The following is a 19,953-nucleotide window of genomic DNA, read 5'->3' on the forward strand; positions in this document are numbered from 1 at the left end:
AATAAATGGATTTATCTGCAAATTTTTGGGGAAATAAATATAAGTCCAATAAAATTGGTTGGGATTTAGGTGCTATTTCTCCACCTTTAAAAGCTTATTTTGATCAACTAGAAAACAAAGAACTAAAAATTTTAATTCCTGGAGGAGGAAATTCTTATGAAGCAGAATATCTTTTTAAAAACGGATTTAAAAATGTTTCTGTAGTTGATATATCTAAAGAGCCTTTAGATAACCTGAAGAAAAGAGTTCCAAAATTTCCTTCATCACAATTAATTAATGCTAATTTTTTTGATATAAATTTTACATTTGATTTGATAATCGAACAAACTTTCTTTTGTGCCATAGATCCGATTTTACGTGTGAAATATGCTTTAAAAATGAATGATTTATTGAATGAAAACGGAAAGTTAGTTGGTTTGTTATTTGATGCAAAACTAAATGAAGATCATCCGCCTTTTGGTGGAAATAAACAAGAATATTTATCTTACTTTAAACCTTATTTTAAAATAACAAAAATGGAGTCTTGCTATAATTCGTATCATAATAGAAAAGGTATGGAGTTGTTTGTTATGCTTCACAAAAAGTAGTTTTTAAATATCATATTTAATTTCCTTTTAAACGTATCCATAATTCTGATAGTAATTTTTTCCCATCTCTTTTATCTTTAGGTTCTTCTTTTAAAAGAATATTACCTAAGCGATCTTCTATAATTTTATATTTAAAAACAAAGTTTTGAGAATTTGGCGCCAAACTTAAAAGTCCAAATCGTAAGTCATTATAATAAAGATTTTTATCCTTTTTTGTAATCGTATACCAACCTTCAGAAATAGCAATCATTTGTTTTATTTTTATATTATCAGCTATTTTTCCTAATAAATGATGATTTTTAGGATAAGAATTAAAAGTAATAGGTTGTGTATCAAAAAATGAGTAATTGGCTAATAGATAAGCATTTTCTGTTGCTACATTAGCGCTCCAAAGAACAGTATTCATTGGCGAAGGCCTAGTATCTAATTCTAAATAGGATATATTTTGATTTTTTAAAGCAGCTTCAAATTGATTGAAAGCAATCCATTTAAAAAAAAATGTAAGGACTAAATAAGAAGAGCTTACCACTAAACCAATGGTGTTATAAATGTAACGTTTTCTTGATGTTCTTTTTTGTCTTATAGCTAAAATTAAAAAGATTAAAAAAGGCATTGTGTAAAGCGGATCGATAACAAATATAGTTTTAAATGCTAGCCGAATATCAAAAGGCCAAAAAAACTGCGTTCCCCAAGTGGTGTGAGCATCTAAAATAGGGTGTGTAATAAAAGCCCAGAAAAACAACCAAGACCAACCTTTAAAATTCTTGTATTTCTCATATCGAGAAACTAACCACCCAAAAATAGGAGCGAAGAGTATAGAAAATAGTATAGAATGTGTAAATCCACGATGAATAGAGAGTGCTGTAACTGTATCAGTAAAATAAGAAGCAAGCACGTCTAAATCAGGAATAGTTCCTGCTATGGCACCATAAAACAAGGCCTTATTGCCAATTTTTTTTCCTAAAACAGCTTCGCCAACAGCGGCACCTAATATTATTTGAGTAAGTGAATCCATATAGCAACAAAAATAAGTTATGTTTATTATAAAATATGGAAAACTTTATTTAATCTAGTTGTATAATATAATTGTAAACAAGTGATTTTTATTAACTTTAATTTAAAATTGAGTTGCCGTTATTTGTAGTATATTTGCATGTAATTAATTAATAACACACTAAATTAATTGCACATGCAAGCTCACGAATCAAAAATAGTAGGCGAAGGTTTAACGTACGATGACGTTTTATTAATACCAGCTTATTCAGAAATACTTCCAAGAGAAGTTTCTATTCAAACAAAATTCACAAAAAACATAACAATAAACGTTCCTATAGTTTCTGCAGCGATGGATACTGTTACCGAATCAGCTATGGCAATTGCTATGGCTAGAGAAGGAGGAATAGGTGTTTTACATAAAAATATGACTATCGAGCAACAAGCTCAAGAAGTTCGTAAGGTAAAACGTGCAGAAAGCGGAATGATTATCGATCCAGTTACGTTACCATTAACAGCCGTAGTTTTAGATGCTAAAATGTTAATGAAAGAACATAGTATTGGCGGAATTCCAGTTGTTGATGATAACGGAATTTTAAAAGGAATTGTTACCAACCGTGATTTACGTTTTGAGCATAAAAATGACAGAGCTATTGTTGAAGTAATGACCAAAGAAAATTTGGTTACCGCAGCAGTAGGAACTTCATTAAAATCAGCTGAAAGCATTTTACAAGAAAATAAAATTGAAAAATTATTAATTGTAGATGATAATTATAAACTATCAGGGTTAATTACTTTTAGAGATATTACAAAAGTTACTCAAAAACCAATAGCAAATAAAGATACTTACGGACGTTTACGCGTTGCAGCTGCATTAGGTGTTACTGCAGATGCTGTTGATAGAGCAGAAGCTTTAGTAAAAGCAGGTGTAGATGCGGTTATTATTGATACGGCTCACGGACATACAAAAGGCGTGGTTACTGTTTTAAAAGAAGTAAAAGCAAAGTTTCCTGAACTAGATGTTATTGTAGGTAATATTGCAACGGCAGAGGCTGCTAAATATTTAGTTGAGGCAGGTGCTGATGCAGTAAAAGTAGGTATCGGTCCAGGTTCTATTTGTACAACCCGTGTAGTTGCAGGCGTAGGTTTTCCTCAGTTTTCTGCAGTATTAGAAGTTGCAGCAGCTATAAAAGGCTCTGGAGTTCCAGTAATTGCTGATGGAGGAATTCGCTATACAGGTGATATTCCTAAAGCAATTGCAGCAGGTGCAGATTGTGTAATGTTAGGATCTTTATTAGCAGGAACAAAAGAATCTCCAGGTGAAACCATCATTTATGAAGGTCGTAAGTTCAAATCATACCGTGGAATGGGATCTGTTGAAGCAATGAAACAAGGTTCTAAAGATCGTTATTTTCAGGATGTAGAAGATGATATAAAAAAGTTAGTGCCAGAGGGTATTGTTGGTCGTGTACCTTATAAAGGAGATTTAGAAGAAAGTATTCATCAATTTGTTGGTGGTTTACGAGCAGGTATGGGATACTGTGGTTCTAATAATATAGAAACATTAAAAGATACAGGTAAGTTTGTACGTATTACTTCTAGCGGAATAAATGAAAGTCATCCACATGATGTAGCAATAACTAAAGAAGCGCCTAATTATAGTAGAAGATAATATTATTTAGAATCCATAAATATCAAACTCTGTTGAAAACTAATTCAACAGAGTTTTTTGTTTTTTAAAGAGTAAATACTACTTTAGCAAAGACTTCAATTTCCTCAATTTATATGGCTCAAGAAACAAAATATACCGAAGATAATATACGCTCGCTCGATTGGAAAGAACACATTCGTATGCGACCGGGAATGTACATTGGTAAATTAGGAGATGGTTCTTCTGCTGATGACGGAATTTATATTTTGGTAAAAGAAGTTTTAGACAACTCTATTGACGAATATGTGATGGGAGCCGGTAAAACCATCGAAATTTCTATTCAAGGTAATAAAGTTATTGTAAGAGATTATGGTCGTGGTATTCCGTTAGGAAAGGTAGTAGACGTAGTTTCTAAAATGAATACGGGAGGAAAGTACGATTCTAAAGCATTTAAAAAATCGGTTGGTTTAAATGGTGTAGGTACAAAAGCCGTAAATGCACTGTCTTCGTTTTTTAGAGTAGAATCTTCAAGAGATGGTAAATCTGCAGCAGCAGAATTTTCACAAGGAAATTTAACCGATCAAGAGTTTTTAGAAGAAACCTCTCGCAGAAAAGGAACAAAAGTATCTTTTGTACCTGATGAAGCTATTTTTAAAAATTATAAATTCAGAAACGAGTACGTTGCTAAAATGCTTAAAAACTATGTGTATTTAAACACAGGTTTAACGATTGTTTTTAACGGCGAAAAATATGTTTCAGAAAATGGATTGAAAGATTTATTAGAAGATAACAACAGTCAAGATGATATGTTGTATCCGATTATCCATTTAAAAGGAGATGATATAGAAGTTGCTATCACACACAGTAAAACGCAATATTCAGAAGAATACCATTCGTTTGTAAACGGACAGCATACTACGCAAGGAGGTACGCATCAAGCAGCATTTAGAGAAGCTATTGTTAAAACCATTCGTGAGTTTTATGGTAAGAATTTTGAAGCTTCGGATATTCGTAAATCAATCATATCAGCCATTGCAATTAAAGTGATGGAGCCTGTTTTTGAAAGTCAAACAAAAACAAAATTGGGTTCTACAGATATGGGAGGCGAATTGCCAACTGTAAGAACGTATATAAACGACTTTTTAAAAACGAAATTAGATAATTATTTACATAAAAATGTAGATACGGCTGATAAGCTCCAACGTAAAATTATACAAGCAGAAAAAGAACGTAAAGAGTTATCAGGAATACGAAAATTAGCTAAAGACAGAGCAAAAAAATCAAGTTTACATAATAAGAAATTACGTGACTGTAGAGTGCATTTAGGTGATATTAAAAAGGATAATTATTTAGAGTCTACGCTGTTCATTACCGAGGGAGATTCAGCATCTGGATCTATTACAAAATCTAGAAACGTAAATACGCAAGCCGTTTTTAGTTTAAAAGGGAAGCCTTTAAATTCATACGGATTGAGTAAGAAGATTGTATATGAGAATGAAGAGTTTAATTTACTACAAGCAGCTTTAAATATAGAAGACGGTTTACAAGATTTACGTTACAACAATATTGTAATTGCAACTGATGCCGATGTTGATGGTATGCACATTCGTTTATTATTAATCACGTTTTTTTTACAATTTTTCCCTGAAGTAATAAAAGAAGGTCATTTATATATATTAGAAACTCCGTTGTTTAGAGTTCGTAATAAAAAAGATACTTATTACTGTTATTCAGAAGAAGAAAAGCGAGAAGCAATAGAGAAGTTAAGAGGAAAACCAGAAATAACTCGATTTAAAGGATTAGGGGAAATTTCACCAAACGAATTTGTTCATTTTATTGGTGATGATATTCGTTTAGATCCTGTTATGTTAGATAAAGAAATGTCGATAGAGCAAATGCTAGAATTTTATATGGGGAAGAACACTCCAGACAGGCAAAAATTTATCATCGAGAATTTAAAAGTTGAATTAGATGTTGTTGAGGAAGAAGTTTAATAACTAAGTTTTAAGTGTTTTATAATAGTAATAATGAATAAAGAAAGAAGAGCAAGAATATATCTAATTATAGCTTTTACCATCTTTTTTATCAATTTGTTAAATGTTGATTTTGATAACTTAAGCTGGGAGATTAATAGCAAGCATTATATAAATATGTTAGTAGCATCAGTAGTTTTTGCTATCATTTTTATCCTCAATAAAAAAAACAATAACTCTTAAAAGAATACCCATTATTCAATGAGTGAAGAAAATAATAATTACGAGCACGACGAAGAGCTGAATCAACCAATAGAAAATACAGAAACGATAACGAAAGTTACCGGAATGTATAAAGAATGGTTTTTAGATTATGCTTCGTATGTAATTTTAGAAAGAGCTGTTCCGTCGCTTGAAGACGGATTAAAACCAGTACAGCGTAGAATAATGCATTCTATGAAAGACTTAGATGATGGGCGTTATAATAAAGTAGCAAATATTGTTGGGCATACCATGCAGTACCATCCACACGGAGATGCTTCTATAGCAGATGCGATGGTGCAAATTGGTCAGAAAGAGTTATTGATTGATATGCAAGGAAACTGGGGTAATATTTTAACAGGAGACCGCGCAGCGGCTTCTCGTTATATAGAAGCTCGTTTATCGAAATTCGCTTTAGATGTTGTTTTTAATCCGAAAACAACAGAATGGAAAATGTCGTATGATGGTAGAAGAAAAGAACCTATAGATTTACCAGTAAAGTTTCCTTTACTATTAGCACAAGGAGCAGAGGGAATTGCAGTTGGTTTATCAACAAAAATATTACCACATAATTTTAATGAATTGATTGATGCTTCAATCAAATATTTAAAAGGAAGAAGTTTTACAATTGTTCCCGATTTTTTAACAGGGGGAATTGCAGATTTTACTAATTATAACGATGGGGTACGAGGAGGAAAAGTTAGAGTAAGAGCAAAAATATCTCAATTAGATAAAAAGACCTTAGTGATTTCCGAAATTCCGTTTGCAACGACTACTACAACTTTAATCGATAGTATTTTAAAAGCAAATGAAAAAGGGAAAATAAAGATTAAGAAAATTGAAGATAATACTGCTGCCAATGTAGAAATTTTAGTGCATTTACCAACAGGAATATCACCAGATAAAACCATAGACGCTTTATACGCATTTACGAATTGTGAAAATTCAATTTCACCTCTATCTTGTACTATTGAAGATAACAAACCTGTATTTGTTGGGGTTTCTGAAATGCTAAAACACTCTACAGATTTAACAGTAAATTTACTTAAGCGTGAATTAGAAATTCAGTTAAACGAATTGCAAGAGCAATGGCATTTTGCATCCTTAGAACGAATTTTTATTGAAAATAGAATTTACCGTGATATTGAAGAGGTAGAAACTTGGCAAGGTGTAATTGAGGCAATTGATAAAGGTTTACAGCCTCATATAAAACATTTAAAAAGGGCAATAACAGAAGAAGATATTGTTCGTTTAACGGAAATCAGAATTAAGAAAATCTCTAAATTTGATATTGACAAAGCCAAACAGCATATAGAAAGTTTAGAGGAGAAAATAGCTGAAGTAAAGAATTACTTAAATAATTTAATAGAGTTTGCTATTAACTACTTTAAAAACCTAAAAACAAAATACGGTAAAGGTCGTGAGCGTAAAACTGAAATCAGAATTTTTGATGATATCATCGCTACGAAAGTAGTAATGCGAAATACAAAACTTTATGTAAATAGAGAGGAAGGTTTTGTTGGTACTTCACTTAAAAAAGATGAATACGTTACAGAATGTGCCGATATTGATGATATAATTATCTTTAAAAGCGATGGTAAAATGATTGTTACCAAAGTGGCAGCTAAAACTTTTGTAGGTAAAGATATTATTCACATTGCAATCTTTAAAAAGAAAGACAAGCGTACGGTTTATAACATGATGTATAAAGATGGTGCAAAAGGACCGAGTTATATGAAACGTTTTAACGTAACAAGTGTAACGCGCGATAAAGAATATGATTTAACAGCAGGGAATAAAGGTTCAAAAATGTTATACTTTTCAGCAAATCCTAATGGTGAAGCTGAGGTTGTTACTATAAATCTTCGAGCAGTTGGTAGTATAAAAAAATTAAAATGGGATATAGATTTCTCTGACTTAGCAATAAAAGGTAGAGCAGTTCGTGGTAATCAAATAACTAAATTTGCTATTAGAAAAATTGATTTTAAATCAGCAGGAGTATCTACTTTAAAACCACGAAAAATATGGTTTGATGATGCTGTACAGCGTTTAAATGTTGATGATAGAGGGGAGTTATTAGGAGAGTTTAGAGCAGAAGATAAAATTTTAATAGCAACACAATCAGGTAAAATAAAAGCGGTATCTCCAGAGCTAACAATGCATTTTGAAAATGACATGATTGTGTTAGAAAAATGGAAACCTAACAAACCTATTTCAGCTATTTATTTCGATGGAGAAAAAGAGCGTTATTATGTTAAGCGTTTTTTAATTGATACTACTGATAAAGAAGAATTATTTATATCAGAAACAGAAAAATCGAAATTAGAAATTGTTTCTACAGATTATCGCCCAATGGCTGAGGTATTATTCTCTAAGCGTAGTTTGGATAAGATTGATATAAATTTTGAAGATTTTATAGCCGTAAAAGGTATTAAGGCACAAGGAAATCAATTAACAACAGATAAAATACGTACGGTTAACTTATTAGATTCATTACCATACGAAGAGCCTGAAGAAGAAAAAGTTGAAGATATTGAAGTAAACGAAGAGGAAGAGATAACTGAAGAAAGTTTACCTCTTGATATCGAAGAAATAGCGCCAAAAGAGTTTGTAAACTCTAAAGAAGATAAAGCAAAAAAAGCATTAGAAAGAGCGCTTCAAAAAAAGAAAAAGCAAACTGAAGAAGACGATGATAGTCAAACAGCATTATTTTAATGGATAAGTTATTTAAATATCATTTTAACTTAGATTCTTTTTTTGGAATTTTAGGGTATGTATTAATAGTTGTTTTTGTTGCTTGGGTATTATCTAGAATTATACGTTATATCATTGTTCAGATAATAAAACGCAGAAAAATAGATCGTTATGGAAAGACGAGTATTCTTTTTTTGCGTAATTCGGTAAAGTTTTTTCTAGGGCTTTTCGGTATCATATATATTATTATGACCGTACCAGCTTTTAGAAGTAAAGCTACTTTAATTTTTTCGGGAGCAGGTATATTAGCTGCAATTATAGGTTTTGCTGCTCAAGCCGCCTTATCAAACTTAATAGCAGGTGCATTTATTGTTGTTTTTAAACCTTTTCGTGTTGGAGATTATATTAGGTTAGATGATACTAGAGTTGGTATTGTTGAAGATATTACGTTGCGACATACGGTAATTAATAATTTTGAAAATAAGCGATTAATTATACCGAATTCTGTAATAAGTACCGATTCAGTTTTAAACCATACGATTGAAGATTCTCATGTATTAAGTTTTAATAATTTTAAACTAGGTTTAAAGGCAGATATCGATTTAGCGAGAAGAATTATACAAGAAGAAGCGATTAAACTTCCTACAGTAATTGATTTTAGAACGCCAGAACAAGTAATTATTAATACAGATCAAGTAGATGTTCGAGTAATTGATGTGTATACAGATCATATACATTTAAGGGCTTATGTTTGGTTGAATGAACCGTTTCAGGAATTTAAAACTAAATGTGCTTTAAAAGAAGCAGTTCATAAACGATTTTTAGCTGAAGGTGTAGCTTTGCCGATACCTATTTATAAAGTAGTAAAGGTATAATGAGTTTTTAGTTATCTTTTTACTACGTATTTATATTTTTCAAATTTTTTAGGTAGCTCATTTGTAATCGTTAGCCTGTTAGATGTAATGTTAGGTTTAATTTTTATGATTTTTGTGTTTTCGCTAATTTTCACATCATGTATGCTTTTCATTTTAAGAACATCAATATGTAAAGCCTTAAAGGTATAATCTCCTTTTTTTAGGTTAATTATAACATATTCTTTAGGTCTAATCTGCCCTAATGCTTTATCGTTTATCCAAACATTTAATCTGGCAGTGTTATCTATTTTATGTAAAATATCCGCGCCGTTATAAATTAATACTGTTCCGTTACCTAATTTATCAAGCGTTACTTTATTTAAACCTGTTTCTACAAAAGTATATTGAGAAGTTATTGGTTTTAAAGCACATGAGTTTAACAATGAAGTTATTAAGAATAGAATTATATATTTATAAGTTTTCATAGATTATTTTTTAGTGATTCTAATTTAAATAAATATTAAGTGTTTTTTTGATAAAAAAGACTGCCAGAACTTTTAATATTAACTTATGATATGAACTATAAACATACAAAAAAAGTAATAAAAAGAATAGTATGAATACCTGTAGCTTTAAGTGTGATTAATTTAAAATAAATATTAGAAATAAAATAAAGAAGTATAATTTTTATTCTTAATCGAAATAAGGATTATTTTTTAAAAAGAAACCCTAAGCCTAAACGACTTAAAAACTTCTTTTCAAAAGCCCAAAAGAATTTAAATTGCCCAAATAACCAACCTACTAAAGGCAATGTAGTTTGGTAAACAGGAAAAATAAGTAGAATACGTAAAGGCCAATACAACCAAGGCGAAGTAGTTTCAGGAGAAAGTCCAAAAAAGGCAGTAATAGGTTTTGCAACCCATGAGGCTAACGAACCGTTAATAGAAAATACAATTAATACAGCTATTACATCCCAAGTAGTATTTAAACCCCAACGTTGTTTCAATTTTTCCATGGCGGCAAAAGTAATTAAAAGAAAAAGGGCAAACAAATGTTTACCCTTTTTGATATTATATAAATGTAAAATTTATTTTTTTCCAAAAATACCACCTAATAATCCTCCAAGTAATCCTCCATCAGATTTTTTTTGATCGGCACCGCCTAAAACCATACCAGCAATATCATCAACAATACTACCATCACCATCTGCATCTAAAATTTGCTCTAAAAAACTTTGCTCTTTGTCAGCAGAGCTACCTCCAAGTAATCCACCTAATAACCCACCTAAATCACTTGATTTGTTTACATTATCTTGACGAGATTGTTTACCTAAAACTCCCATTAAAATTGGCGCGGCTGTTTTTAAGATATTAGCAACAGACTCTGCATCTATTCCAGCTTTTTGCCCAATGATTTTTTCTACACCTTGTTGTTTGTTTCCTAAAACGTGTTTTAAAATATTACCTCCATCTTGCAAAACATCAGCATTTACACCGCCATTAAATAAACCGCCTAAATTATCCAAAATACTACCGTCGTGTTTATTTAAAGCACCCATTAATCCTTCAGCTCCTTGTTGGGTTGCAGTATTGCGTTGCATTGCTTTCATTAAAACAGGTAAAGCCATAGTTAAAACACTGCTTGTTTTGTTAGTGTCTTGCCCTGTAGAACCTGCCACTCCTGATATAATTGATTTACCTAAGTCGCTGTTTAATAAGTCTAAAATTCCTGCCATTTTAATGTTGTTATAAGGTTTGTAATTAGTTATTGGTAATTAAGACACAAGTTACGTATTTATGGTCACATTTTTTAAATATTTATTTTATCTTACAGCCTTTAAAAATTTAAATCAATTAGATGAAAAAACTGGCGTTACATTGGAAAATTTTAATAGGAATGGTTCTAGGAATCTTATTCGGATTTTTAGCATTGCAATTTGGCTGGAATAGTTTTATAGAGGACTGGATAAAGCCATTAGGAACTATTTTTGTGAAATTATTAAAATTAATAGCTGTACCGTTAATTGTAGCTTCATTAATTAAAGGAATTTCAGATTTAAAAGATATTTCTAAATTTAAAAGTATTGGTGTAAGAACTATGCTTATATATATTGGTACTACTGTAGTTGCAATTACAATTGGTTTGGTATTGGTAAATGTGATTCAGCCAGGAGACGGAATATCTCCAGAAACAGTAGATAAGCTAACAAATACGTACGCAAAAAGTTCTGGAGTAACAGCTAAAATAACCGAAGCAACAAGGCAACAAAGTAGCGGTCCTTTACAGTTTGTAGTAGATATGGTACCAGATAATGCAGTCAGTGCGATGAGTAATAATAAAGCAATGTTACAAGTAATATTCTTTACTATTTTCTTAGGAATATCAATGTTATTAATAGGTGAAAAGAAAGCAAAACCTTTAAAGAATTTTTTCGATTCATTAAATGAAGCTATTTTAAAAATGGTAGACCTTATAATGTTAATTTCTCCGTTTGCTGTTTTTGCTTTATTGGCAAATGTTGTGGTTACTTCTGGTGATCCTGATATTTTACTTGCTTTATTAAAATATGCCGGAGTTGTAGTTTTAGGCTTATTGTTAATGATTGTTTTCTATTCAGTTTTAGTAAGTGTTTATACAAAGAAAAATCCTTTTTGGGTTTTAAAACAATTAAGTCCAGCGCAATTATTAGCTTTTTCTACAAGTTCGAGTGCGGCAACGTTACCCGTTACGATGGAGCGTGTTGAGGAACATATTGGTGTAGATAAAGAAGTATCTAGTTTTGTGTTGCCAGTAGGTGCAACTATAAATATGGACGGAACAAGTTTATACCAAGCAGTAGCGGCAGTATTTGTAATGCAAGTTTTATGGCCAGAAGGTTTAGGCTTTGCAAATCAAATGGCAATTGTTTTAACGGCTTTGTTAGCATCTATAGGTAGCGCCGCTGTTCCTGGGGCTGGAATGGTAATGTTGGTTATTGTGTTAGAATCTATTGGTTTCCCTAAAGATTTGTATCCGGTGGCTTTAGCATTAATTTTTGCTGTAGACAGACCATTAGATATGTTACGTACTACTATTAATGTTACAGGTGATGCAACTGTTTCTATGGTTGTTGCAAAATCTGTAGGTAAATTACACGATCCTAAACCTAAAAATTGGGACGATAATTATGATGATGTAAAATAAAAAATGAATGTTATTTTTGAGTTAAAAAAGACTTTTGTAATGTCAGTTCGAGTGATTTTTGATAAAAAAAATAGTATCGAGAACTAATTTAGAAGTAACAGCTTTAATTCTCGATATAAGTTTTGCTCATTTCAATCGTAAAACTCACTCGAATTGACAAAAAAATCACCAAAAGTGAACAATAGAATAAAAACATCAATGTATATTTTAACATTGATGTTTTTTAAGTTTATAAATTGATTTTTAAAAAGAGATAAATGAAAATTACAATTCCGAGTCCGCTTGTTTCAGTTCATTGGTTATTTGAAAATATAAAAGCAGATAATTTAATTATTTTTGATGTAAGTATTTACAAGGTAGGCACTCAAGAAAATAAAGTAGATAGTAAAGAGCAAATTATAAATTCAGTTTTGTTCGATTTAAAAAGTGTTTTCTTAAATAAAGAAGGTGAGTTTCCGAATACAATTCCGACAAAAGAGCATTTTGAAAAAGAGATTCAAAAACTGGGAGTCAATAAAGATAGTTGTATAATTATTTATGATGATTTAGGCGTGTATTCTTCACCACGAGCTTGGTGGTTATTTAAACTGTTTGGTTTTGAAAACGTAGCTGTTTTAAATGGCGGATTACCTGCTTGGCAAGAAGCGGAATTTCCAATAGAGACTTATAAAAACAAACAACTATTAAAAGGTAATTTTAAGGCATATTTTAAAATTAACTACTTAAGCACTACTAAAGATGTATTGATAGCGTCAAAGAATAAGAAACATATTTTTGATGCGCGTTCTAAAGGACGCTTCGATGCAATATTGCCAGAGCCTAGAAAAGATTTAAGAGGTGGTCATATTCCGAATTCTAAAAGTTTACCACATTCCGAATTACAGCTTGATGGTAAGATGAAATCTAAAGAAAAATTACAAGAAATTTTCTCAGCATTAAATCCGAAGAAAGAAACCGTTATTTTTTCATGCGGATCAGGTATTACAGCCTGTATTTTAGCATTAGGAAATGAATTAGCAGGCAATACAAATTATTCCGTATATGATGGTTCATGGACGGAATGGGCGAGTACTTTAGCCTTGCCAGTTGAGAAATAATTTTTTTTAAAAATAAATTATGAAAAGAAAAATATTAGTGTTTATGTTGTTGTTAGTTGCTGTTGAAACTTTTGCACATGAAGGATCAGAAGCTGTTATAAATAAAACAATCGTTAAAAACGGAATAGGTTTAGGAAGTGTTATCGCTGTTGTTATTTCTTGGGATAGAAATAAATCAGTTTTATACTCCTTTATTCACGGTATTTTTGGCTGGTTGTATGTAATTTATTTTATAATAGTTAGGGATAAAAAATAATTTAAATCAATTTCTTAACTTCTTGTTTTAAATATGCAATTGATGTTTGTGTTGGGTTCTCATTCTGAGCATAATCAATTAATATATTTTCGCGTAAATCTTTTGCCGTTTTTGCTGTTTCTGATGTTTTACGAAGCTTAGCGATGATTGTTAGTTTTGCAGCCACTATTGCTTTCCAACTATCTTCCGATACATATAATTGTTGTACCATATTATGCTCGTATTCTTGTTCGATATTAGCAATTAATAATTGCACATAACTGTTAGTATCTTCTCCAATAGGAATTACTCTTACCAATAATTTTGTAGGGTTTATGCGCTCGCAAAACAAAAGTAAGCGCTCGTAAGCTTGCAGTTTAATAGGTAAGCTTTCACGTTTTTTATCAACTAAAGCATTAAATTTTTTTTCGTTGTTATCTTGTTTAATAAATGCGCCTAATATAAAATAGGCTACAAAGCCTGTTACCATTGCTGGTAAAGCGTATGCGAATCCTTCAATAATTTTATCTTCCATAATGCGAATATACAAGTCCTGTTAAAATTGCCAATCCAAAACTTAATAAAGTTCCGATTAAAATGTATTCTGTTAGTTTTCTATCTTTAGCTGAAGTTAAATCTCCAAAACGGAAAATAGATTTTGCAGCTAATAAAAACCCAACACCTGCCCATTGTCCGATAACAATGAACGTAAATATTAATAAACGTTCTAAAATTCCGATATATTTTCCTGCTTTAGCCAAAGAGTCATCTTCTTTTTTAAATTCTTTTTCAGGACTCCATTGCGATATTATCGTTTGTATAATTATAGATGCAACAAAACTCACAAAAATCAAACAAGATATCAGTAAAAGTGCTTTTAGAGAAAAAAAGAAAATCAATATTAAATCGATAAGGGAAATACCAATAAGTTACCAAGGCTAACATTAAAATATGTAAAAACTGATCTATAAAAAACAGCCAAGTTTTGTTCTTTTTATGCTGTAAATATAATTTACTTAAATCAATTAAATAGTGAGTTGTAGTGATAAAAAGTATGCCTAAAATATATTTTAAACTAAAGCTCACCATTATTAATAACAATAATAAATGAACTGCAATATGTAAGTATAGTTTTTTAGATTTAATCTTTTTTTCTCTTTATTTTTTACCCATTTTTCTGATTGAAAAATAAAATCACCTAAAAAATGAGCAATTAAAAACTTTAAGAATAAGATCATAATAAAGTTGTTTTTTGTTGAATTAATTCTCTGTATCTTTTTTCTAATTTGGTAATGGCATCATAACCAGCACGTTTTTGTCGTTCACTAATATTACTTTGTGTGATGCCTATTTTTTTTCCAATTTCACTTTGAGTTAATAACGGGTTTTCTATTGATAATTGAAATACTTCAGCTGAATTTTTTGTCCAACTATTCATAGTCAATAAAGCCAACTCTAAAGCTAAGTTAAGTTCTTCATTTAACGCTAACCAAGGAGTTTTTATTGCAATTAATTGTTTTTTTACCAAACTGTCAAAAACTTCACCTGAGTTAACATAAGCTTCTCCATTGGCTTCTGTAATATGTAAATTTTTAGAATCTTTACTGCCAATACCAATACCAATTCTAACATCAATATTATCTACCTGTTTTAGCTGAGCTTTTAATAAAAAAGCAACATAAAGAGCCTTTTCTATAGGAACCTCTAGTTGAAAACTATCGCCTCTAAAAATTTCCCAATCAATAGGTTGTTTTCCGAATTTATTAAGAATAGTTTTTAGCTTTTCTAGCCAAACACTACTGTCGGATTTCCTAGATTTTACAATGTCTCCTGTTAAAATACTTGTCATTAATGTTTTTTATAAGTCTTAAAAATACTTAAATATTTATAATTGACCAAAAATATCTGTAAATAAGCAGATATTGTTATTTATTTGCTCTAAAGCAAATATGTTGTTTTATCCGCTTTTAAGGGAATAAAAATTGTGAATAAAAAAAAGGTTACATTCTTTATATAACCTAAAAGAATGGTTAAATTTCCGTTTTAAAAATTATTTCAAATTTTTTCTATTGAATACTTACTTAGAGCAACTTAACGAACCACAAAGAGCAGCCGTTTTACAAAAAGATGGCCCAATGATAATTATCGCAGGAGCCGGATCGGGTAAAACCAGAGTTTTAACCTATAGAATAGCGCATTTAATGAAAGAAGGAGTAGATTCTTTTAATATTTTATCGCTAACCTTTACAAATAAGGCAGCTCGTGAAATGAAAGAGCGTATTGGAGGTGTTGTTGGTTACAGCGAAGCAAAGAATTTATGGATGGGAACTTTTCACTCTGTTTTTTCTCGTATTTTACGATCAGAAGCAGATCGTTTAGGCTATCCTTCTAACTTTACAATTTACGATACACAAGATTCTGTTAGGTTGATATCTACGATCATTAGAGAAATGAAATTAGATAAAGATCGCTATAAACCAAAGCAGATTTTAAGCAGAATATCTTCGTTTAAAAACAGCTTAATAACTGTTAGAGCATATTTTAATAATTCAGATTTACAAGAGGCAGACCTAGAAGCAAGCAGGCCAAAAGTAGGTGAAATTTATAAAGCTTATGTAGAAAGATGCTTTAAGGCAGGAGCAATGGATTTTGATGATTTGTTGTTAAGAACCAATGAATTATTAACGCGTTTTCCTGAAGTTTTAGCAAAGTACCAAAGTCGTTTTAAATATATAATGGTTGATGAGTATCAGGATACAAATCATTCACAATATTTAATTGTTAGAGCATTAGCAGATCGTTTTCAGAATATTTGTGTAGTTGGTGATGATTCGCAAAGTATTTATAGTTTCCGTGGAGCAAACATAAACAACATCTTGAATTTTCAAAAAGATTATCCGGATGTTAAGACTTTTAAATTAGAGCAAAATTACCGATCAACAAGTAATATTGTTGAAGCTGCCAATAGTGTAATTGATAAAAATAAAACGAAGTTAGATAAGGAAGTTTGGACAGCAAATGACCCTGGAGAAAGCATTAAAGTAATGCGAACAATTTCTGACGGAGAAGAAGGGCGTTTCGTAGCGCAATCTATTTGGGAAAACAAAATGAATCATCAATTAACAAGTGATTCTTTTGCTATTTTATATCGTACCAATGCACAATCTAGAGCAATGGAAGATGCTTTGCGAAAAAAAGATATTAAGTACAAGATTTACGGAGGTATTTCATTTTATCAACGTAAAGAAATAAAAGATTTATTATCGTATTTACGTATGCTAATAAATCCGAATGATGAAGAAGCTTTAAAGAGAATTATTAATTATCCAGCACGAGGAATTGGTGCTACAACGATTGATAAATTAGCGATAGCAGCAAATCACTATAAAAAATCAATTTTCGATATTTTATTAAATTTAGATAAAGTTGATTTAAAAATAAATTCAGGTACCAAAACCAAGCTAGCTAATTTTACTAGAATGATTCAGCGTTTTCAAATAGACGCTCAAAAGATGAATGCTTTCGAAATTGCCGATTTGGTAGTAAAGCAAACACAATTAGTAAAAGATTTACAAAAAGATGGTACACCAGAAGGTGTAAATAAAGTTGAAAACGTTCAGGAATTATTAAACGGAATAAAAGACTTTATAACAGATAGAATTGAAACAGGCGAAGATGCTTCATTGCCTATTTTCTTAGAAGATGTAGCCTTAGCAACAGATTTTGATAGTGAAAGTGACGATACACCAATGGTTTCATTAATGACCATTCACTTATCAAAAGGATTAGAATATCAATATGTATACATTGTTGGTTTAGAAGAAGGTTTGTTTCCTTCTGGAATGAGCATGAATACACGTAGTGAGCTAGAAGAAGAGCGTCGTTTATTTTATGTAGCCTTAACACGAGCAGAAAAAGTAGCTTACTTAACGTATGCACAAACACGTTACCGCTGGGGAAAATTAACAGACGGCGAACCAAGTCGTTTCTTAGAAGAAATTGATGATAAATTTGTAGAGCATTTAGCACCTAAAGTGCCAGTAGCATTAGCGAATAGATTTATTGATGCAAGTATGTTTGATGATGATACTCCTAAGAATATCCGTTTTCAAAAACCAATTCAAAAACAACGAAAAGAGTTTTTAGCAAAAAAAGAAAAACCAAATATTATACCGCCAAAAAGTAAAATGAAAAAGGTATCAGATGTTAGTTCTGCAATCAATTTATTTGATGGTGAAATAGTGGTTGGTAATTTTGTAGAACACAACCGTTTTGGAACAGGTGAGGTAGTTGCTTTAGAAGGGAAAGGACCCAATAAAAAGGCAGAAATTAAGTTTGGTACCGTAGGGAAAAAGAAATTATTATTACAATTCGCAAAATTAAAGGTAATCGGATAACTATGTAATTCGCAATAATTACCTATTTTGCATATATAAAATATAGAGAAATGACGTTTGATTTAGAGTACAATTCAGAAAGAGACCACTTAATAATTCCGGAATACGGAAGACATATACAAAAATTAATAAATCACTGCATCGCTTTAGAAACAAAAGAGGAAAGAAATACAATGGCAAAAGCGATTGTAGATGTAATGGGAAATTTACAGCCTCATTTACGTGATGTGCCAGATTTTAAGCACAAACTTTGGGATCAGTTACATATAATTGCTGATTTTAAATTAGATGCAGATTCACCATACGAAACTCCATCTAAAGAAGAATTGACAGAGAAGCCAGAAAAGATGGATTATCCAAAATCTGCTTCAAGATACCGTTATTACGGTAACAATATTCAAACCATGATAAATATTGCATTGACTTGGGAAGAAGGTGAAAAAAGAGAAGCATTGGTTTTTACGATTGCTAATCACATGAAAAAATGCTATTTAAATTGGAATAAAGATACCGTTGATGATGTTGTTATTTTTAACCATTTATATAATTTATCAGATAAAAAAATAGACTTAAGAGAAACTACAGAAAAGTTAGCAGAAAGTAAAAACTTATTAAGAAAACGTACTACTCAACAGGGTAAGACAAATCATAAAAATTCTCCTAAAGGAAAAACGAATTACAGTAATAATAAACACAGAAAAAAATAAATGGCATCATTTAAAATTGAAGGAGGTCACAAACTTAGCGGAGTAATAACACCTCAAGGAGCAAAAAACGAAGCATTACAAATTATATGTGCAGTATTATTAACTGCCGAAAAAGTAGTAATTAATAATATTCCTGATATTATTGATGTAAATAAACTAATTTTTATTTTAGGAGAATTAGGAGTTAAAATAGAAAAGTTAGGAAGTAATTCATATAGTTTTCAGGCAGATAATATTAATCTACAATATTTAGAATCACCTGAGTTTAAAAGAGACGGAAGTTCATTAAGAGGATCAATAATGATAGTTGGTCCGTTATTAGCGCGTTTCGGAAAAGGATATATTCCACGTCCGGGAGGCGATAAAATTGGTCGTCGTCGTTTAGATACACACTTCGAAGGTTTTATTAACCTTGGGGCTAAATTTCGTTACAATAAAGAAGAATACTTTTACGGTGTTGAAGCAGAAGATGGATTGGTTGGTACCGATATGCTTTTAGACGAAGCTTCGGTAACAGGAACTGCTAATATTATTATGGCAGCAGTTTTGGCCAAAGGAACTACAACTATATACAATGCAGCTTGTGAGCCATATATTCAACAATTATCTAAAATGTTGAATTCTATGGGAGCTAAAATTACAGGAGTAGGCTCTAATTTATTAACTATTGAAGGAGTAACTTCTTTAGGAGGATGCGAGCATAGAGTATTACCTGATATGATTGAAATTGGTAGTTGGATTGGTGTGGCAGCAATGACACGATCTGAATTAACCATAAAAGATGTTAGTTGGAAAAACCTAGGACAAATACCAAGTGTATTTGGTAAGTTAGGAATTAAATTAGAGAAAAAAGGAGACGATATTTACATTCCGGCACAAGATAGTTATGAAATTCAGAATTATATTGACGGATCTGTTTTAACAGTTGCAGATGCACCTTGGCCAGGATTTACACCAGATTTGTTAAGTATTGTATTAGTTATTGCAACTCAGGCAAAAGGAACGGTATTAATCCACCAAAAGATGTTTGAAAGTCGTTTGTTTTTTGTTGATAAATTGATTGATATGGGCGCAAAAGTAATTTTATGTGATCCGCATAGAGCAACTGTAATTGGTCATGATTTTAAATCGATGTTAAAAGCAACAAAAATGACTTCACCAGATATTCGTGCAGGAATCTCTTTATTAATAGCAGCTTTATCAGCAAAAGGAACCAGTATTATTAATAATATTGAACAAATTGATAGAGGATACGAAAATATAGAAGCTCGTTTAAAATCTATCGGAGCCAAAATTGAAAGAATAGAAGATTAATATAAAT

The 19,953-nt window shown here is 31.0% G+C and carries 18 protein-coding genes and 1 pseudogene; 11 read left to right on the forward strand and 8 right to left on the reverse strand.

Annotation, left to right across the window (positions count from 1 at the left end):
* Positions 1–5: 5 nt before the first annotated feature.
* Positions 6–587: a methyltransferase domain-containing protein gene (locus tag RRF68_RS02115; protein WP_315944838.1), complete on the forward strand. Its 582-nt coding sequence runs from the start codon at positions 6–8 to the stop codon at positions 585–587.
* 16 nt (positions 588–603) lie between these two features.
* On the opposite strand, the gene RRF68_RS02120 is transcribed toward RRF68_RS02115, so the two are convergent.
* Complete coding sequence (locus RRF68_RS02120; protein ID WP_218772660.1) at positions 604–1,602, reverse strand: metal-dependent hydrolase; 999 nt, start codon at positions 1,600–1,602, stop codon at positions 604–606.
* A gap of 174 nt (positions 1,603–1,776) precedes the next feature.
* On the opposite strand from RRF68_RS02120, the gene guaB reads away from it, so the two are divergent.
* The 4 genes from guaB (at position 1,777) to RRF68_RS02140 (ending at position 9,034) form a co-directional block, all read left to right on the forward strand.
* Positions 1,777–3,252, forward strand: coding sequence for an IMP dehydrogenase (gene guaB / locus RRF68_RS02125; RefSeq protein ID WP_218772659.1), 1,476 nt, complete (start codon positions 1,777–1,779; stop codon positions 3,250–3,252).
* A 113-nt stretch (positions 3,253–3,365) separates the two neighbouring features.
* Positions 3,366–5,225, forward strand: coding sequence for a DNA topoisomerase IV subunit B (locus RRF68_RS02130; RefSeq protein ID WP_218772658.1), 1,860 nt, complete (start codon positions 3,366–3,368; stop codon positions 5,223–5,225).
* Between the two features lie 240 nt (positions 5,226–5,465).
* Positions 5,466–8,180: a DNA gyrase/topoisomerase IV subunit A gene (locus RRF68_RS02135; protein ID WP_315944839.1), complete on the forward strand. Its 2,715-nt coding sequence runs from the start codon at positions 5,466–5,468 to the stop codon at positions 8,178–8,180.
* Complete coding sequence (locus RRF68_RS02140) at positions 8,180–9,034, forward strand: mechanosensitive ion channel family protein (RefSeq protein WP_315944840.1); 855 nt, start codon at positions 8,180–8,182, stop codon at positions 9,032–9,034. Before RRF68_RS02135 ends, RRF68_RS02140 begins: the two co-directional genes overlap by 1 nt.
* Before the next feature lie 11 nt (positions 9,035–9,045).
* On the opposite strand, the gene RRF68_RS02145 is transcribed toward RRF68_RS02140, so the two are convergent.
* The 3 genes from RRF68_RS02145 to RRF68_RS02155 all read right to left on the reverse strand — a co-directional run bounded on the left by RRF68_RS02145 (position 9,046) and on the right by RRF68_RS02155 (position 10,748).
* Positions 9,046–9,498, reverse strand: a complete 453-nt coding sequence (locus tag RRF68_RS02145; RefSeq protein WP_218772655.1) for a hypothetical protein — start codon at positions 9,496–9,498, stop codon at positions 9,046–9,048.
* Between the two features lie 224 nt (positions 9,499–9,722).
* A complete protein-coding gene (locus tag RRF68_RS02150) occupies positions 9,723–10,028 on the reverse strand; it encodes a DUF6787 family protein (RefSeq protein ID WP_315944841.1) in 306 nt (101 codons plus the stop codon).
* Positions 10,029–10,100: 72 nt separating this feature from the next.
* Positions 10,101–10,748 carry a DUF937 domain-containing protein gene (locus RRF68_RS02155; protein ID WP_315944842.1) on the reverse strand — a complete coding sequence of 216 codons (648 nt, stop codon included), beginning with the start codon at positions 10,746–10,748 and terminating at the stop codon, positions 10,101–10,103.
* 122 nt (positions 10,749–10,870) lie between these two features.
* Between RRF68_RS02155 and RRF68_RS02160 the strand changes: the two genes are divergently transcribed.
* The 3 genes from RRF68_RS02160 to RRF68_RS02170 all read left to right on the forward strand — a co-directional run bounded on the left by RRF68_RS02160 (position 10,871) and on the right by RRF68_RS02170 (position 13,549).
* Entirely contained in the window at positions 10,871–12,196 is a 1,326-nt protein-coding gene (locus tag RRF68_RS02160) for a dicarboxylate/amino acid:cation symporter (protein WP_275316673.1), read from the forward strand.
* A gap of 257 nt (positions 12,197–12,453) precedes the next feature.
* Positions 12,454–13,293 carry a sulfurtransferase gene (locus RRF68_RS02165; protein ID WP_315944843.1) on the forward strand — a complete coding sequence of 280 codons (840 nt, stop codon included), beginning with the start codon at positions 12,454–12,456 and terminating at the stop codon, positions 13,291–13,293.
* 19 nt (positions 13,294–13,312) lie between these two features.
* Positions 13,313–13,549, forward strand: a complete 237-nt coding sequence (locus RRF68_RS02170; RefSeq protein WP_218772650.1) for a hypothetical protein — start codon at positions 13,313–13,315, stop codon at positions 13,547–13,549.
* Between the two features lies 1 nt (position 13,550).
* Here the strand turns inward: RRF68_RS02170 and RRF68_RS02175 are convergent, their stop codons facing one another.
* From RRF68_RS02175 to RRF68_RS02195, 4 genes and pseudogenes are all read right to left on the reverse strand, one after another.
* Positions 13,551–14,063 carry a hypothetical protein gene (locus tag RRF68_RS02175; RefSeq protein ID WP_275316676.1) on the reverse strand — a complete coding sequence of 171 codons (513 nt, stop codon included), beginning with the start codon at positions 14,061–14,063 and terminating at the stop codon, positions 13,551–13,553.
* Positions 14,053–14,373, reverse strand: a complete 321-nt coding sequence (locus RRF68_RS02180; protein ID WP_315944844.1) for a hypothetical protein — start codon at positions 14,371–14,373, stop codon at positions 14,053–14,055. Before RRF68_RS02180 ends, RRF68_RS02175 begins: the two co-directional genes overlap by 11 nt.
* Positions 14,318–14,766, reverse strand: a pseudogene (locus RRF68_RS02185) (DUF3307 domain-containing protein). The gene RRF68_RS02180 and the pseudogene RRF68_RS02185 overlap by 56 nt, the downstream one beginning before the upstream one ends.
* Entirely contained in the window at positions 14,763–15,377 is a 615-nt protein-coding gene (locus tag RRF68_RS02195; RefSeq protein WP_315944847.1) for a transcriptional regulator, read from the reverse strand. Before RRF68_RS02195 ends, RRF68_RS02185 begins: the two are co-directional and overlap by 4 nt.
* Positions 15,378–15,597: 220 nt before the next feature.
* Between RRF68_RS02195 and RRF68_RS02200 the strand changes: the two genes are divergently transcribed.
* Genes RRF68_RS02200 through murA form a run of 3 tightly spaced genes read left to right on the forward strand, consistent with a single transcriptional unit; the run spans position 15,598 to position 19,946 of the window.
* Positions 15,598–17,925 carry an ATP-dependent helicase gene (locus RRF68_RS02200; protein WP_218772646.1) on the forward strand — a complete coding sequence of 776 codons (2,328 nt, stop codon included), beginning with the start codon at positions 15,598–15,600 and terminating at the stop codon, positions 17,923–17,925.
* Between the two features lie 50 nt (positions 17,926–17,975).
* The gene (locus RRF68_RS02205; protein ID WP_315944848.1) at positions 17,976–18,632 is read left to right on the forward strand and encodes a DUF4290 domain-containing protein; all 657 of its coding nucleotides are present in this window, start codon (positions 17,976–17,978) and stop codon (positions 18,630–18,632) included.
* A complete protein-coding gene (gene murA, locus RRF68_RS02210) occupies positions 18,633–19,946 on the forward strand; it encodes a UDP-N-acetylglucosamine 1-carboxyvinyltransferase (protein ID WP_275316680.1) in 1,314 nt (437 codons plus the stop codon).
* Positions 19,947–19,953: the final 7 nt, after the last annotated feature.

This window comes from Tenacibaculum sp. HL-MS23, assembly GCF_032463465.1.
In the GTDB taxonomy this organism is placed as follows: domain Bacteria; phylum Bacteroidota; class Bacteroidia; order Flavobacteriales; family Flavobacteriaceae; genus Polaribacter; species Polaribacter bernardetii.

What these genes read in the sequence shown, in the direction of transcription:
- RRF68_RS02115 (WP_315944838.1), top strand. Translation starts at nt 6, where the DNA reads ATGGATTTATCTGCAAATTTTTGGGGAAATAAATATAAGTCCAATAAA.
- RRF68_RS02150 (WP_315944841.1), bottom strand. Translation starts at nt 10,028, where the DNA reads ATGGAAAAATTGAAACAACGTTGGGGTTTAAATACTACTTGGGATGTA.
- guaB (WP_218772659.1), top strand. Translation starts at nt 1,777, where the DNA reads ATGCAAGCTCACGAATCAAAAATAGTAGGCGAAGGTTTAACGTACGAT.
- RRF68_RS02155 (WP_315944842.1), bottom strand. Translation starts at nt 10,748, where the DNA reads ATGGCAGGAATTTTAGACTTATTAAACAGCGACTTAGGTAAATCAATT.
- RRF68_RS02160 (WP_275316673.1), top strand. Translation starts at nt 10,871, where the DNA reads ATGAAAAAACTGGCGTTACATTGGAAAATTTTAATAGGAATGGTTCTA.
- RRF68_RS02170 (WP_218772650.1), top strand. Translation starts at nt 13,313, where the DNA reads ATGAAAAGAAAAATATTAGTGTTTATGTTGTTGTTAGTTGCTGTTGAA.
- RRF68_RS02205 (WP_315944848.1), top strand. Translation starts at nt 17,976, where the DNA reads ATGACGTTTGATTTAGAGTACAATTCAGAAAGAGACCACTTAATAATT.
- RRF68_RS02195 (WP_315944847.1), bottom strand. Translation starts at nt 15,377, where the DNA reads ATGACAAGTATTTTAACAGGAGACATTGTAAAATCTAGGAAATCCGAC.
- RRF68_RS02135 (WP_315944839.1), top strand. Translation starts at nt 5,466, where the DNA reads ATGAGTGAAGAAAATAATAATTACGAGCACGACGAAGAGCTGAATCAA.
- RRF68_RS02120 (WP_218772660.1), bottom strand. Translation starts at nt 1,602, where the DNA reads ATGGATTCACTTACTCAAATAATATTAGGTGCCGCTGTTGGCGAAGCT.
- RRF68_RS02175 (WP_275316676.1), bottom strand. Translation starts at nt 14,063, where the DNA reads ATGGAAGATAAAATTATTGAAGGATTCGCATACGCTTTACCAGCAATG.
- RRF68_RS02165 (WP_315944843.1), top strand. Translation starts at nt 12,454, where the DNA reads ATGAAAATTACAATTCCGAGTCCGCTTGTTTCAGTTCATTGGTTATTT.
- murA (WP_275316680.1), top strand. Translation starts at nt 18,633, where the DNA reads ATGGCATCATTTAAAATTGAAGGAGGTCACAAACTTAGCGGAGTAATA.
- RRF68_RS02145 (WP_218772655.1), bottom strand. Translation starts at nt 9,498, where the DNA reads ATGAAAACTTATAAATATATAATTCTATTCTTAATAACTTCATTGTTA.
- RRF68_RS02140 (WP_315944840.1), top strand. Translation starts at nt 8,180, where the DNA reads ATGGATAAGTTATTTAAATATCATTTTAACTTAGATTCTTTTTTTGGA.
- RRF68_RS02130 (WP_218772658.1), top strand. Translation starts at nt 3,366, where the DNA reads ATGGCTCAAGAAACAAAATATACCGAAGATAATATACGCTCGCTCGAT.